This window comes from Reichenbachiella sp., assembly GCF_039944555.1.
In the GTDB taxonomy this organism is placed as follows: domain Bacteria; phylum Bacteroidota; class Bacteroidia; order Cytophagales; family Cyclobacteriaceae; genus Reichenbachiella.
Genome location: NZ_JBDUYN010000020.1, coordinates 1 through 15,026 on the forward strand (window position 1 = coordinate 1; position 15,026 = coordinate 15,026).

General features: G+C 41.7%; 16 protein-coding genes. 13 read left to right on the forward strand and 3 right to left on the reverse strand.

Annotated features, from left to right (window positions below; all coding sequences use genetic code 11):
* Window positions 1-305: 305 nt before the first annotated feature.
* Both ABJD64_RS24470 and ABJD64_RS24475 read right to left on the reverse strand, forming a co-directional pair.
* Window positions 306-860: a hypothetical protein gene (locus tag ABJD64_RS24470; RefSeq protein WP_348180959.1), complete on the reverse strand. Its 555-nt coding sequence runs from the start codon at window positions 858-860 to the stop codon at window positions 306-308.
* Window positions 861-1,585: 725 nt separating this feature from the next.
* Complete coding sequence (locus tag ABJD64_RS24475; RefSeq protein WP_348181088.1) at window positions 1,586-1,831, reverse strand: integrase core domain-containing protein; 246 nt, start codon at window positions 1,829-1,831, stop codon at window positions 1,586-1,588.
* A 99-nt stretch (window positions 1,832-1,930) separates the two neighbouring features.
* On the opposite strand from ABJD64_RS24475, the gene ABJD64_RS24480 reads away from it, so the two are divergent.
* Window positions 1,931-2,149 carry a hypothetical protein gene (locus tag ABJD64_RS24480; protein WP_348180960.1) on the forward strand — a complete coding sequence of 73 codons (219 nt, stop codon included), beginning with the start codon at window positions 1,931-1,933 and terminating at the stop codon, window positions 2,147-2,149.
* 414 nt (window positions 2,150-2,563) lie between these two features.
* Here the strand turns inward: ABJD64_RS24480 and ABJD64_RS24485 are convergent, their stop codons facing one another.
* Entirely contained in the window at window positions 2,564-2,767 is a 204-nt protein-coding gene (locus ABJD64_RS24485) for a hypothetical protein (protein WP_348180961.1), read from the reverse strand.
* A gap of 274 nt (window positions 2,768-3,041) precedes the next feature.
* Between ABJD64_RS24485 and ABJD64_RS24490 the strand changes: the two genes are divergently transcribed.
* The 12 genes from ABJD64_RS24490 to ABJD64_RS24545 all read left to right on the forward strand — a co-directional run bounded on the left by ABJD64_RS24490 (window position 3,042) and on the right by ABJD64_RS24545 (window position 15,006).
* The gene (locus ABJD64_RS24490) at window positions 3,042-3,734 is read left to right on the forward strand and encodes a LuxR C-terminal-related transcriptional regulator (protein ID WP_348180962.1); all 693 of its coding nucleotides are present in this window, start codon (window positions 3,042-3,044) and stop codon (window positions 3,732-3,734) included.
* A 99-nt stretch (window positions 3,735-3,833) separates the two neighbouring features.
* Window positions 3,834-4,400: a DUF4255 domain-containing protein gene (locus ABJD64_RS24495; RefSeq protein WP_348180963.1), complete on the forward strand. Its 567-nt coding sequence runs from the start codon at window positions 3,834-3,836 to the stop codon at window positions 4,398-4,400.
* Window positions 4,401-4,402: 2 nt separating this feature from the next.
* Entirely contained in the window at window positions 4,403-5,473 is a 1,071-nt protein-coding gene (locus ABJD64_RS24500; RefSeq protein WP_348180964.1) for a hypothetical protein, read from the forward strand.
* Between the two features lie 23 nt (window positions 5,474-5,496).
* Window positions 5,497-7,113 carry a phage tail sheath C-terminal domain-containing protein gene (locus tag ABJD64_RS24505; protein ID WP_348180965.1) on the forward strand — a complete coding sequence of 539 codons (1,617 nt, stop codon included), beginning with the start codon at window positions 5,497-5,499 and terminating at the stop codon, window positions 7,111-7,113.
* A gap of 46 nt (window positions 7,114-7,159) precedes the next feature.
* Window positions 7,160-7,594 carry a phage tail protein gene (locus ABJD64_RS24510; RefSeq protein WP_348180966.1) on the forward strand — a complete coding sequence of 145 codons (435 nt, stop codon included), beginning with the start codon at window positions 7,160-7,162 and terminating at the stop codon, window positions 7,592-7,594.
* A gap of 3 nt (window positions 7,595-7,597) precedes the next feature.
* Window positions 7,598-8,047: a phage tail protein gene (locus ABJD64_RS24515; RefSeq protein ID WP_348180967.1), complete on the forward strand. Its 450-nt coding sequence runs from the start codon at window positions 7,598-7,600 to the stop codon at window positions 8,045-8,047.
* Between the two features lie 4 nt (window positions 8,048-8,051).
* Window positions 8,052-8,216, forward strand: a complete 165-nt coding sequence (locus tag ABJD64_RS24520) for a DUF5908 family protein (RefSeq protein WP_348180968.1) — start codon at window positions 8,052-8,054, stop codon at window positions 8,214-8,216.
* Window positions 8,216-8,935: a LysM peptidoglycan-binding domain-containing protein gene (locus ABJD64_RS24525; protein WP_348180969.1), complete on the forward strand. Its 720-nt coding sequence runs from the start codon at window positions 8,216-8,218 to the stop codon at window positions 8,933-8,935. Before ABJD64_RS24520 ends, ABJD64_RS24525 begins: the two co-directional genes overlap by 1 nt.
* Window positions 8,932-10,710, forward strand: coding sequence for a type VI secretion system tip protein VgrG (gene vgrG, locus ABJD64_RS24530; RefSeq protein WP_348180970.1), 1,779 nt, complete (start codon window positions 8,932-8,934; stop codon window positions 10,708-10,710). The genes ABJD64_RS24525 and vgrG overlap by 4 nt, the downstream gene beginning before the upstream one ends.
* Window positions 10,711-10,716: 6 nt before the next feature.
* Window positions 10,717-11,016, forward strand: a complete 300-nt coding sequence (locus ABJD64_RS24535) for a PAAR domain-containing protein (protein WP_348180971.1) — start codon at window positions 10,717-10,719, stop codon at window positions 11,014-11,016.
* A gap of 7 nt (window positions 11,017-11,023) precedes the next feature.
* Window positions 11,024-11,464 carry a GPW/gp25 family protein gene (locus ABJD64_RS24540; RefSeq protein WP_348180972.1) on the forward strand — a complete coding sequence of 147 codons (441 nt, stop codon included), beginning with the start codon at window positions 11,024-11,026 and terminating at the stop codon, window positions 11,462-11,464.
* Window positions 11,461-15,006 (forward strand): YegP family protein, encoded by a 3,546-nt coding sequence (locus ABJD64_RS24545; protein ID WP_348180973.1) that lies wholly within the window; start codon window positions 11,461-11,463, stop codon window positions 15,004-15,006. Before ABJD64_RS24540 ends, ABJD64_RS24545 begins: the two co-directional genes overlap by 4 nt.
* Window positions 15,007-15,026: the final 20 nt, after the last annotated feature.

Here is a 15,026-nt window from a genome sequence, read left to right on the forward strand (position 1 = left end):
CGTTGAGTCAGAAGTAGTAGATGAATCGGTTTATTATTGGTATAGTTCTGCGAGAGATTATTCAGGTAAGAAGGGCTTGTTGGACGTTGTGCCCTTGGAATGAGTCACGCGTTGCGCTACCGCTAAACGCGCGCCATCGGATTTTTTTTAAAACCCTAATTGTTGCCTTCAAGTATCATTAATTATCTGCTTGTATCTACGATTATGATAGTTGTTATTTAAAGATATGCCAATCCACAGTCAGAAATAGTATCAACACTGGCTATTGTCATGAGCCTTCGCCTTTTCATGATCTTAATTTTAGTTTAGAAATGCCAGCCTAATTTAAGAGAAAATTCCGGGGTAAATGCTGAGGTCTCAAATGTGCTATCATCTACTATTACGTCTTTATCACCAGCAATACGAAGATGTCCTGCCGCCCAAGGATTTAAGTAAAAATTTTTATAAAATTTCCATACATATCCGCCGCCTAAAGTAAATATGGTATTATTGAATTCGGCAGTTTCCAGTTTTGCATCAGTTTGTATTTTGCTATCCCAATACTCCAAACCTGTTCCAATCCACCAACCTTCAAAGCCAGGTTTAAAAAAGTAATCTATTATAGCTGCATATGCTTGTACTTCGTTGTTGGTAAATCCATCTTCTACAAAAAAATCAGGTACCTCAACATTTGCGATAACAGCTCGGTATCTAAAGTGATTGTGACCAACCCAAGCTGAACCGTAGTATCCTCCAGTTATGTATGGTAATGCATCTAATTCAAAACCTAAACTGGTATTTTTTGTTGATTGATTATCTACTTGTCCATAAGAGAAAATAAATTGTAGCATGAACAAGATAGATAAGAATGTTGCTCTCATGATACTAATATGTTTTTGAAAGCAAATTACTGTAGCGAACCTGTTTATGAAATGACTTTCATCATGTAACATATTGTTTTTTGATGGTGTCCAACGTCTCATGCAAACACTGTAATTGATTATTTAAACAAGTCACTTTCTGCATCGGTCAATAACACCTCTCATTGGTCGTAGGTTAAGCGCAGCGGTTCTACGACCTAGAATAAGAAGAGCGTCCGCTTGATTCTGCAGATTCTGACTCTATTCATGTTGATGCAAACTGATAGGTCTTAGCGGACCGGGTCGCGAAGATGCTACCAGAGGGAGAAGGACATTTTTTTACGACGCAATCGTTTTTTCTCATGAAACAAACTCAGTTTTCAATGATACAATCGCATTTCTGAGTGACACAGATGCATTTCTGAGTGATACAAACCCATTTTCTAATGACACAAATGCATTTCTGAGTGACACAGATGCATTTTCTAATGACACAATCGCATTTCTGAGAGACGCAAACAGACTTATTCATGACACAGATGTATTTTCCAGTGACACAAACCTATTTTTCAGTGATACTGAGGCGTCCTGAAATAAGTTGACAGGTTTTACATTAAATTCTGTTATTGGTTTACAATGATATTGATTAATCCTAATTGTGGTTGACAGTTTGTTTTATAGTCCTAGGTTGAGTTTACACTGAGTTTTTTAATTCTGGTTTTAGTTGACTGTAGTCCTGCTAAGTCCTAATTCCAGTGATCTTCGTTGTGTTTTTGCTCTGGGGAGCTGCCCCCTATACTATCATGGGGTCGTTTGAGATTATAGGAAGCCATCGATTGATCTACTTTGACTATGGCTTTGGGTTGATCCTCTAATAACCTATCTAAACCATATTCGCCCTTTAAGATTCCATTAACCCTCTCTGCCAGGGCGTTTTCATGAGGACTCGCTTTGGCTGACATACTGATTGATGTACCATTTGTTTTGAGTATTTATGGCTTTTTTTCGTAGTATGATGTCCTAAATTTATGGTATGGTCTAATTATCTATTATGGGAATCGTTATCTTTGAAGAAAGCAAACCCTAGGTATATGGACATACAGGCAGAAAAGTACAGTTTGATAGAATACATTACTCAGGTTAAGGATATTAGCCTTATTGAAAAGTTCAAGGATTTTGTAAAAGCCAATGAGAGGGATTTTTGGAATGATTTGACCGAAGAGCAAAGGCTTGAGATCAAACAAGGAATGAACGAGCTAGATAGAGGTCAGAAGTTTGATTATGAAGAAGTGATGTCCCGGTATCGGTAATGGAGAGAAAGAAAGTAGTATTATCTACTACAGCCAAGTCTAAGTTAACAAATCTTCTAGAGTACCTTAAAAGTGAATGGTCAGAGAAAGTCCAAAAGGAATTTATTACCAAGATGGACAAGAGCATGTCAAGAATATCCCATTATCCGAAAAGTTGCCCTGAATCCATAGAAATAAAAGGATTGTTCAAATGTGTAGTGACCAAACAAACAAGTTTGTTTTACAGAATTAATCCACAAGAGATAGAGGCCGTCACTTTGTTTGATACTCGTCAAAATCCAGCTAAGCTTAAAAAAATGAAGTAACCTAAGGTCGAAGCATCAGCAGCCAGTCTTCGACTGGTGGTAGGTAAAGCGGAGCGGTCCTGTGACCTAAAATGGATAGAGCGTCCGCACGGTTCTGCAGATTCTGACTCTATTCATGTTGATGCAAATTGATTGGTGAGGCGTCCTGAAAAAAGTTGACAGCATTTAGATTAATTCCATACTCCTGTACCTTCAAATCCTCCTTCCGGTTGTCTTCTCCATTATTTCCATGACATATATCAGGTTTGGATGAGGGGCTTACTCTGTTTGGCAGAATTCTGAATAACAATGGCAAGATTTTAATTTTTATCACATCTAACTTTATGTTATAATTTTCTTACAAAGCCTTGACCCAACATTACTGGTTTCAAGGATCATCTGATAGCCAGCATTTTGAGAGATGTTAATTGACTAATTAATTAACCTAATCTCAGAATCATGGAAAAAAATCACTTCAATTTACGCTACCTAAGCCTTCTGGCTCTGTCCATCATTTCGATCCTTTTGTTGATACTATACTTCGTTGCCAAATGGATACTCTCGTTTCGTTTTGAAATCGCTTTCAACCACGGCTATACCTACTTGCCATGTTGAATACCGAAGCGCTTTCAACCAACTCGGATTCAATTTCTAATGGAGTTTTCCCTAAGGTTACCTTAGAAGTTTTTGACCGATTTTCAAGCACCGTTCTCTTCTATTTTAATACCCAAACAGAGGAGTTAATTTATGTCAGTGATTCAGTACGGGCGACCAATGGATATTCACCGCAGGATTTTTTTAGTGGGGGTATGGATTTTCTAAAGACTTTGGTTCACGAAGAAGATTATCCCGTTGTGCTTGGAGAGTATTTGAATCTGCTAAATGAGAGTCGAAACAGATCCAGAACATTAGAACTTCGGCTCAGACATGCCCAGGGGCATTGGGTCTGGCATGAAGTAGATATGATTGTATTCACAGATTCAGACCAGAGCAATCGTCTGTTTGGAATGGCCAAAAAAATTTCCAAAACCATGTACAAAGACAGCTCTAATGCGGATGAAAACCGTGTGTGCGGTCAGATGGAAAAAAAGCAAATGGAAGAATATTGCCATTCGGTGACCCGCAGAGAAAGAGAAGTGTTGCATTTGATAGCGGACGGATTGTCGGCCAAGCAACTGGCAGATAAACTCTATATCAGCGTGCATACGGCAATCAATCACCGTAAGAATCTGATCTCTAAACTGCATGTAAAAAACACCGCAGAGTTGATAAAAGTGGCCTCTACTTACTTTCAGCTTTGATTTGCATGGAAAATAGCCATTAATGGCTATTGAATTTGCCGGCATAATTGGTCTACTTGCTCAAGAGAAATTTTAATTATCGACGTAACCTGACAAATCATGATCGATGAGGTATTAAAATTTCTTGTTATCGAGCTCAACAAAAAGTTAGAGACTGCAGGTGAGCCCAACAGAGCTGTGATGGGAAACATCCTGTCCCAGGATGGAAATATTGACAACGCCCTCAACGATTCTATCATTGTTACATTGGTCAATGTAGAAGAAGAGAAAGTACTGAAACCTCAGTCATCATATATCAAAGAAGATGATGGTGCTATTTTCAGAACCAATCCTGCGATCAATCTCAATCTACATGTTTTATTTTCAGCTCACTTTTCCGACTATAGGTCAGGGTTGAAATATTTATCAAGCGTGCTTAGTTTTTATCAAGGTATGAATTTCTTTGATCACAAGAATTCTCCCTCGCTGGATCCACGCATAGAAAAGTTGGTGTTGGAATTATTCACGCCATCGTTTGAGCAACTTAATCATATGTGGGGCTTCCTGGGTGCTAAGTATATGCCATCCGCGATTTATAAAATCAGAATGCTGACCATTCAAGACAATAAAATTCTTGAAACACTTGAAGGTGTATCAGGCATGTCTAAGGAAATTTTCACTACTTAATTATGAGCAAAGTTTACAAACCACTGTTTCATGTGCTAATAAGTCATAGTTACTATGATGATCTTAAATGTGAGGATTTTGAAATCAAACCTACTGTAGAGACGCAGAGATTACTCTCCCGATTCAAACTGGTACTAAAAAAAGAAAGAAGCGGCCTCAGTTTATTGCATCAGGTAGATGAAGAAACCAAAGAACCATTTCTGGAACTGGAAGAAGGAAGCACTTTCCATTTTTCCATGCATCTCAAAAACACTTCCTTTTACAATTTCACAGAGCTGCCAGAATCACCTTCACCAAAATCAATTTATAGTTTCGACAATTCCAATGTCGTGGTGGCTAGTCAGGATGAGGATTTTGTGGATTATCAGCTGGCTATAGGCGATGAGAATGTTCTGCCGTTGAGCCCCAGAACCGTTAGATACGAGTATACGACTCAAGGGAGTTTGGTGAAGTTTCTCGTGTACGATGATAGCGGAGTTCTGATATTGAACAAAGAGGTACAAGGGCATGACGGGACTTTTAGCGATCAGCTAGTACTTCTCGGACACCCGACAGGTCGCTATACCATAGCGGTAGAAGTAGACGGAGAAATCGTTAATACAGACAAGATATTTGTAACTGATCTCATCGCATTCGGAAAGCCCTTTGGAGTACTCTCGATCCGCAAGGATCAATCTGTTGGTTATGGGAAAACCTCGAGATTTCATCTTGAATTCCCGAACAAAGCAGTAAGCTGGAAATACCATGTGAGATTAACCAAGGACTATGAAGGCTATGGTTTTTCCATAGTGGATAAGGAGAATTATAATAATGATGAGACCAGATCGAGATACACCGAAGAGATCAAATTTGCTCAAAACAGTACCAACGAAGGTCTTACTGGTGAAATAGTAACCTTCGAATCAGGAGAGGTGATAGAAGAGACCTTCGAACCTCAATCCATACCGAAATACGAGTCTCCCAAAAAAAGCCTGCGATTAGTGCTTTCAAATGGAGAGAAGAATATAGCACTTGATGACCTGCCAAATCCGGCGGTCAACAATCTTAAATCAGAAGTATACATTGATGTTTAATAAACTAAAAAACCTAATAAATTATGGCTGCACCATATAAAACCCCCGGGGTCTATGTCGAAGAGATATCCACCCTGCCCGCATCCGTTGCTCAGGTAGCAACAGCAATTCCAGCTTTCATCGGATACACCGAAAAAGCGGTTCGCGACGGACAAGACCTGTCCTTTAAACCGATTAGAATTACTACGCTACTGGAGTATAAGGAACTGTTCGGAGGCCCTAAGAGGGTCGAAATTGATGTAAGAACTACGCCCACGCTTTCGGCTCATGTTCATGAAGAACCCAAACATTTTATGTTCCATAACATGGAAATATATTTTAACAATGGAGGGGGACCTTGTTACATCGTATCCATCGGAGACTATTCCGGAGTACCTGCAAAAGCTGATTTTGAGAAGGGAATAGATAAGGTCGCTTTGGAAGATGAGCCTACACTATTCGTGTTTTCAGAGGCTGTAAGTCTCGGAAGTGATTACTTTGGTTTGTGTACGCGAGTATTGACTCAATGCAATAACCTACAAGACAGATTCGGGATTTTCGACGTTCAGAATGAAGACGATGATCCCTTCGGTTTCGATTTCAGAGGAGGTATAGGTACAGACTATCTGAAATATGGGGCAGCATACTATCCGTATTTGGAAACAAGTCTTAATTATGCCTACGAAGACAGCGACGTAAGTCTACATGAGGATCATACCTTTTCTACAAGTGGAAGTAATGGTCTTACTTTTAGCTCACCTACTCATGGGATGAAGGTGAAAGTAGTTGAAAACACCGTTGATGCCACTATCAAATTTAGCTTCAATAAAAAAGTACTGACAATAAGTGTAGTGAAGGGAGCCAATGCCCCAACAGCGGCACAGTTGGTGGCGGCCTGGGATCTGGTAGCTGAAAAAAACAATCTTTCGATCGTAGTCAAAGGAAACGGCAGCGATGCTGTAGCTCTTACGACTACTGATTACGCATTGGTTGCACCGGCCGGTTCGGTGACACTTGATTCTAAAAAAACGTCAGATACTGCCCTGTACAATGAGATAAAAGCAGAGATCAACAAATTGAGAATCACGCTTCCACCCAGTGGAGCAATTGCAGGTGTTTATGCCAGAGTAGATAGCAATCGTGGCGTATGGAAAGCACCGGCCAATGTATCATTGAATAATGTAGTGAAGCCGTCCATAAAAATATCTCACCTGGATCAGGAGAATTTGAATGTTCATACTACAGGCAAGTCGATCAACGCAATCCGAAGCTTTACAGGCAAAGGAGTTATGGTTTGGGGAGCTAGAACTCTCGCTGGAAACGATAACGAATGGCGTTACATACCGGTTCGACGACTGTTTAATATGGTAGAAGAATCTGTGAAAAAGGCAACTGAATTTGTTGTGTTTGAGCCCAATGACGCCAATACCTGGGTCAGGACAAAGGCTATGATAGAGAATTATCTCACCGGATTATGGCGTGCCGGAGCATTGGCAGGAGCCAAGCCGGATCAGGCATTTTTTGTAAATGTAGGATTAGGCACTACTATGACTCCGCAGGACATTCTTGAAGGAAGGATGAATATTGAAATAGGTATGGCAGCAGTTCGCCCAGCGGAATTCATTATTCTGAAGTTTTCACACAAGCTTCAAGAAGCTTAATCACTTCTTTTTTTAATTAATATCTAAACTAAAAAATATAAAAATCATGGCTAATTATCCAATTCCGGTTTTTCACTTCCAGGTCGAGTGGGGAGGTACGAAAATAGAGTTCTCAGAAGTTTCTGGTATGAATACAGAAACGCAGATTATAGAGTATCGTCACGGATTTCAACCAGAACATACAATGAAAATGCCTGGTATTCAAAAAGACAGCAACATCACCCTCAAAAGAGGAATATTCAAAGGAGACGGTGAATACTACGCATGGTGGAGTGATGTTAACCTCAACACGATTACCAGACGAGACCTCATCATCAGTTTGTTAGATGAGCAGCATAATCCTGTAGTTACTTGGAAAGTAAAACAAGCCTGGCCTACAAAAGTCGAAAACCCAACTTTGAAGGCAGATGGAAATGAAGTGGCAATAGAGTCGATCGAACTTGCTCACGAGGGTGTGACTATGGAATATGCAAGTGCCTAAATCATGAGTTTTTTGCAGTATCCCGCAGTAGGTTTTCATTTTGTGGCTTTTTTTGAATTGTTTCCTCAGACACCCAACGACATCATGTTTCAGGAAATATCAGGACTGACATCAACCATCGAAACAGAGCCAGTTCGAGAAGGAGGAGAAAACCGTTTTACTCACCAGCTTCCAAAAGGAGTGAAGTTCAGTGATCTCACCTTTAAGCGAGGTAAGATTATCGGTTCTGGCCTGATTCCCTGGTGCAGAGATGCTGTTCAAAACTTTAAGTTTAAACCAACCAATGTGACCATTGCCCTTCTCAATGATTTACACATTCCGATATCCGCATGGTATGTAGTCAATGCATACCCTGTGGAGTGGTCGGTTTCAGGGTTCAACGCCAACGAAAATTCAGTGGTGATGGAAACAATCAAGTTGAAGTACAATCATTTTATGACTCTTGCCATTTGAGACCATGCCGTTAGAAATCAAAGAACTCGTAATTAGAGCCTTCATAGGGAGCGAAGCATCTGAAACAGCTTCGTCGGAAGCCAACTCCAGCATGCCGTCGACTTCAGCGATTGTTGCTGATTGTGTAGAACAAGTCATGCAAATTCTCAAAGAGAAAGAAGAAAGGTAATGCTAGGATTCGCCCAGGGAAAACTCGAAAAACTTATTATCCTTTCTTTCAAGGACAATAAGTATTCGCAAGATCAGAAAAAGTTTACCGTTTTGATCAATCCTGATTCGTATGCAGAGGATTACAAGATAAAATATACCGAACCCAAGGCTGCCGGTACTAAAATTGGAAGCAGGCAGTTTGATCGGGTCTTGCCTCAAAATTTGAGCTTAAAGCTCGTATTTGATAGTACAGGGATTGTGAGTGATGGTATTTCATTTGGAGGCATAAGAGAAGAGCCGAAATCAGTTCCTGATCAGCTCAAGGAATTTATGAGTGGGGCATTTGACTATGACGGTGAAATTCATGAACCACGTTACTTAAAGATTATCTGGGGCAAGAATAAGCGTGGTGTATTCAAAGGGAGATTGGATGGTGTCAACGTAAAATATACACTATTCGAATCCGATGGCACTCCTCTACGAGCTATTGCCGATGCCAAATTGACTGGCTCCATAGATAAAGAAACTGAGTATAAGGACAAGGTCAATAGTTCACCGGACCTGACTCACATTCGCACGGTTAAGGAAGGAGACACCCTTCCATTAATGACCTATAGAATATACGGAGATGCTTCTTACTATCTGGAAGTAGCCAGGGTAAACAAATTGAGCAACATAAGACAGCTCAAAGCAGGTACAAAAATATTATTTCCGCCAATCGACAAGAAAAGAGTATGAATACCGATATCAAAAAAACTTCAGGACTGGTTACTTATACACTTCTTGTAGATGGAGCAGAAGCTGATCAGCCCTTGGAAATATTGTCGATTCGAACCCACAAGGAAGTTAACAGGATACCGTATGCAAGAATTACATTGATAGACGGAGATGTCGCCATTGGTGATTTTGAGGTGAGCAATAGTGAAGATTTTATTCCCGGAAAAGAACTGGTAATTCAGGCCGGATATGAATCCGAAAACGATGATGTTTTTATCGGAACGATAACCAAACACAGCATTAAGATCAGAGAGGGTAGGTCAGTGTTAATTCTCGAATGCAGAGATGACACAGCGAAAATGACCATTGGTAGAAATAGTGATTATTTCTACGAGCTCAAGGACAGTGAAATCATAGAAGAAATTACCGGTAAATATGGCCTGGAAACTGAGATAGAACCGACCGATGTGGTTCACAAAGAAATGGTCCAGTATGAGGCCACAGATTGGGATTTTATATTGAGTCGAGCCGAAGCGAATGGTAAGGTAATAGTGGTTGAAGACGGTAAGTTATCGGCTGTTTCTCCGGATGAAGGGCAATCCCCGGAGGTGGAGCTGATTTATGGTGATTCCATCATTGAATTGGAAGCAGAAGTTGAGGCCCGTACACAATATGCAGGCACTGCCGGTGCCTCATGGGATCCATCAGGTCAGGCCATGATAGAAGAAGAGGGAGAAAATCTGGAAATTTCCGATCCGGGGAATCTGAGCCCGACAGATTTGGCGGATATCGCTTCTCCGGAAACAGTACAAATGAAGCATGGAGGTGCTGTTACCGGTGAGGAACTTAAGGCATGGGCTGATGCCAAATTCTTAAAATCAAGTTTTTCCAGGGTGCGAGGCTGGATCAAGTGTCCCGGTCTTTCGGGAATCAAGTTGGGCACGGTGATCACCGTCTCAGGCGTAGGAGAGCGGTTCAATGGAAACGTCTACATCTCTGCCGTAAAGCATGAGATATTTGAAGGAAACTGGACAACAGATATACAGTTTGGTCTATCCACAGACTGGTTTGCCGAAAAACACGGAATTACATCGCCTCCAGCTGGTGGTCTCTTGCCAGGTGTTCACGGGCTGCAGATCGGGATTGTCAAGCAAGTGGGCGAGGATCCGGACGGAGAGCACAGAATACTGGTAGTCACACCCAATATTTCTGAAGAAAAAGATGGTTTATGGGCTCGAGTTGCTGCTTCAGATGCCGGGGACAGTCGTGGAATATTTTTTAGACCAGAAATTGATGATGAAGTGGTCATCGGATTTCTTCAAGATGACCCCAGGTACCCGGTGGTATTAGGGATGCTTCACAGTAGTGCCAAACCAGCACCCTTGGAGGCCTCCGATGACAACAATGAGAAGGGAATCATTACAAAAAGCGAAATGAAAGTGCTCTTTAATGATGAAGACCCTAGTCTACTCATTAGTACACCCGGCGGTAATGAAATAAGCCTGAGTGAAAGCGACGAAGCAATAACCATCAAAGATCAAAACGACAATAAAATAGCCATGACAGCCGATGGAATTGAAATTGAGTCTTCGAAAGATTTGATATTCAAGGCAGCTGGCGATGTGAAAATAGAGGGGACTAATATTGAATCAGTTGCTTCCGGTGACGCCAAGACAGAAGGCGTAAACATAGAAATAAAAGCCTCCGCTGAATTTAAGGCTGATGGAGGAGCCGGTGCTGAAGTTACCACCGGAGCTATCGCAGTTTTAAAAGGATCATTAGTACAAATAAATTAGGAAGATATGGGAATGGCCGCTGCCAGATCAACAGACATGCATACCTGCCCAATGGTAATCCCGGGGCCGGTACCAGTACCTCACGTAGGTGGGCCTATCATGCCACCTGGTGAACCAACAGTAATGATAGGAGGTATGCCAGCTGCCCGGGTGGGCGATATGGCTACCTGCGCAGGACCTCCGGATACTATAGCGATGGGATCTACTACAGTGCTCATAGGCGGCATGCCGGCGGCTCGAATGGGAGATACAACAGCGCATGGCGGAAGTATCGCTGCGGGATGTCCCACGGTGTTAATTGGATGAAAATGATATGAAACAACAAGACCAAAAAATAGCAACATTAGGCCAGTCATTTCTTGGTACGGGCTGGAGCTTTCCCCCGGTATTTTCCCTGGAAGATCAGCGCGTAGAGACCACGTCTGAAGAACAGGACATCCAAAAATCTTTGGAAATAATACTAGGAACATCACCTGGCGAACGCATTATGCAGCCCGACTTTGGCTGTGACCTCAGTAGCTTGTCCTTTGAGCCGATTACCACTGCGCTGGAATCTCACATTCAGGATTTGGTCAAATCATCCATATTATTTCATGAAGCTAGAATTCGAGTAGAAGACGTAAGAATTCAGGCCGATGAAGCGCAGGAAGGCAAAGTGCTGATTTCCATTGAATATATGATTAGAACCACGAATACAAGAAGTAATTACGTCTTTCCATATTATGTAAATGAGGCAACGATCAGCTCACCATGAGTAAAAAAAATAAACATAGCGACGGCATAGTTCAAGGACTGAGACTCCTGGAAACATTAAAACCCGAAAACAATCCCATTGATGACAGGAAGGTCTCGGGCCTAAAAAATTTCACCCGGAGTTTTGCTGAGCTCATCAAGTATTTTGATCATCATGGGAATAATCCTACGCATTGGCAATCGTTCTTTGATCAGGATACAGTACCTGAGTCTACACCGCACTACGCATTGTACCTCACTTTTCTTGAATTGTTCAAACATTCACAAAGTCATATCAATACCCTGACGGGAAAGCACCTTGATTTTTACTATCAGCAAGTGCTGCGATTCGAAGAAAAAGATGCAACACCCGATCAGGTTCACGTCATATTTGAATTGGCTAAAAATGTTCAAAGACATTTACTGAAGGCCGAAAATGCGACCTTTTCCGCTGGCAAAGACCAGACGGGCAAAGAACTTTTTTATCGTCTCGACAAGGATACGGTGATCAACCAGGCACAGATTAAGAGCATCAAATCCATATTTTTAGATAAGGTCAATCAACATGGGGTTTTCGCTGCCCCCGTAGCCAACTCAGCGGATGGATTGGGTACGCCGTTGGAGGGCGATGAACCCAAATGGTTTGGATTTGGAAAAACGCAATATCAAAAGGTACCAATAGCTAATCAGGAGGAGGAATATGTCATCCTGCCAGCTGAGGACCGTACCATGCAAGATGCAACAGTTGGTTTTGCTTTTGCCTCTCCAATTCTTCTTCTTAAAGAAGGGATCAGAACCATTTCAATCATCCTGGAATTAGGCGAGAAAAAGTCTGCAAAAAATAAATCAGATACAGGCACATGGGAAACGCTCGATTTTTCCGAAACATTCAAGGCGTACCTAAGCGGAGAAGAACAATGGATTGAACCCGTGGATACCTGGGTGCAGCCCATTGGACAAAACCGACTCAGGATCATAGTAAAAACAGATATCATGACTCCATCAATTGTAGCCTATAACAAAGAGGTGCTTGGAGGTAATTTTGATACGCAACTTCCCTTGATGCAATTGCAGATCAATCAGGGACATTACGCAAAGTTATGTGCTTATAACCTGCTCAGCGCATCTATTTCTGTGGATGTAAAGAATGTCTACAACAATATTCTTGAATCGAACCTTTCTACATTAGATCCTAACGCCCCATTTCAGCCCTATGGTCCGGTACCAAAAAAAGGCTATGAATTTCGCGTAGGCAATGCTGAAGTCTTTCGGAAAAAACTGGATGCACTAAGCGTGAATATAAAGTGGAGTGACCTTCCGGATTTTGAGGAGCTATACAAAAACTGGCCTGAAGAAGTCAGACCTCAGGTCGAAGACTTTACAACTGAAATTCAGGTCCTTTACGACAAAAGCTGGCACAGCCAGGGTACGGTTCCATTGTTTGAATCCTCAAGAACTGGCGACGACCTGGAGATCAAGTCCACACTCGAAGGAAACAGATTTGAGATTTTTACAGGGAGAGGCAAACACCCCTATTATTTTAGACTGGTAGACGACTTTGGCAATATCGTACTAAGGAGTGAAGGCTATAAATATGAAAACGGCCCTGAAAATGGCATAGATTCAGTGAAAAGAAATGCCATTAAAGACGAGCAATACATTAGAAAGGTAGCCTCCGATGGTAGATTCTATTTCTCACTAATAGCTACCAATCATGAGATCATTGGAGTCAGTCAGTTTTTTACGGAAGAGAAAGACCGTGAAGGTTCAATTGAGCTGATTAAAAGAATTGTGAAAGAAGCTCGAGTGGTGTCAGTGATCAGAGAACCAGCTCTATTAGAAGAACCCGAGGCAGGCATAGTCAGAATGTCACTAGGGAGCATAAAAGACTTTGAGCGAGCAGAGGACTTGATTGAGTTGGAGGGGTATCACCGCGATGTGGTCAGAGGTTTTTTGAAAATGAAACTAACCGCTGAATTCGGGCACAAGGAGTTTCCAAGGGCCTACGCAAATCAAATGTTGTTAGAAGATGAAGAAGAAGAGGTAGAAGAAAAGGACCTCCCGCAAGAACCATATACACCCACGATCGAGGGCCTGTCGCTAAATTATAAATCGAGTCAGACCATTGATTTTCCTGTGAGCAAGGAAAAGGATTCTTTAAGAGGCACTTTCGATCAAAGGATAGACCAATTTTTCCATATAGGTCCTTTCGGTGAAGCAGAAAGGCACCCTTTTACCTCTTTCGATCCTTTCGACTTTCCCCTGTTGCCACAGATTCACGAAGAAGGTAATCTGTTAATTGGGATAGAGGGTGTCCAACCGTACGACTCGTTGAATGTGCTTTTTCAAGTCGCAGAGGGGTCTTCTGTCGAACCTGGTTCTGAAGCGGGAAACATTAGCAGAAATGTAGATTGGAGCTATATGGCAAATAATCAATGGGTGAAATTCGACGAACTTCGAATTCTGGCAGACAACACAAATGACTTTCAAACTTCCGGAATTATTTCCTTCGATCTGCCCGAACATGCTTCCAATGATAATTCGTTCATGCCTCATGGTCTGCATTGGTTGAAAGCCACAATCAATGAGCATTCAGAAGGCTTGTGCCAAATAATTGATTTACGAACCCAGGCGGCTACAGCTGTCTTTGTTGATCAGAAAAACGATCCTGGACATCTGGAACAACTGCTGAAAAAGAATTCCATCAGCAAATTGGCCATTAAGGATACCGCAATAAAATCGGTAGAACAACCCTATGCATCTTTTGGCGGCAAGCCAACAGAGAAAAAAAACACATTTTATGCGCGGGTAAGCGAGAGACTAAGACATAAAAATAGAGCCATTACGGTTTGGGACTACGAACGATTGGTACTGGAAAAGTTCCCATCTATTTATAAAGTCAGATGTTTGAATTATACCGACAGAATTTCAGAATTGAAGCCTGGTTCAGTGACTTTGATTGTCATCCAAAACGTCAGAAATAAGAATGCAATTAACCCATTGCAGCCAAAGACAAGCTTAAATACCCTCTATGAAATCAAAAACTATTTGCAGGGGCTTGTTTCTTCCTTCGTCACGCTTGAGGTACTCAATCCCACCTATGAGGAGGTACTGGCTGATTTCAGTGTTGGATTTAGGGAAGGCTATGATCAAGGGTTTTATGGTCAGCAACTCAATCGGGAAATCAAAGAATTTCTTTCGCCTTGGGCGTTCGACAAAGAGGTGGAAATGACGCTGACCGGAAGAGTGCACAAGTCTGCCATTCTCAAATTTATCATGAGTCGGGAGTACGTTGATTTTGTCAACCAGTTTAGACTCTATCATATTAAGAGAGGTGTCAAGCACATCGGGGTAGGCGTGGGGCTCATGGCAATTAGCGAAGATATGGAATTCATAGTGAGTATGGAGGATACGGAAATAGTCGAAGCCACCAGCTCCAGGGCTGTATTGGTATCGGCAGAAAACCATCATATTTCAGTAGTGAAATCAACTGATGCAGCTTGCAAAGGAGGAGAATTGGGCGTTGGTCACATGATGATAGACGTAAATTTTGAAGTGAATTAGTACTGATAAATAACGATAGT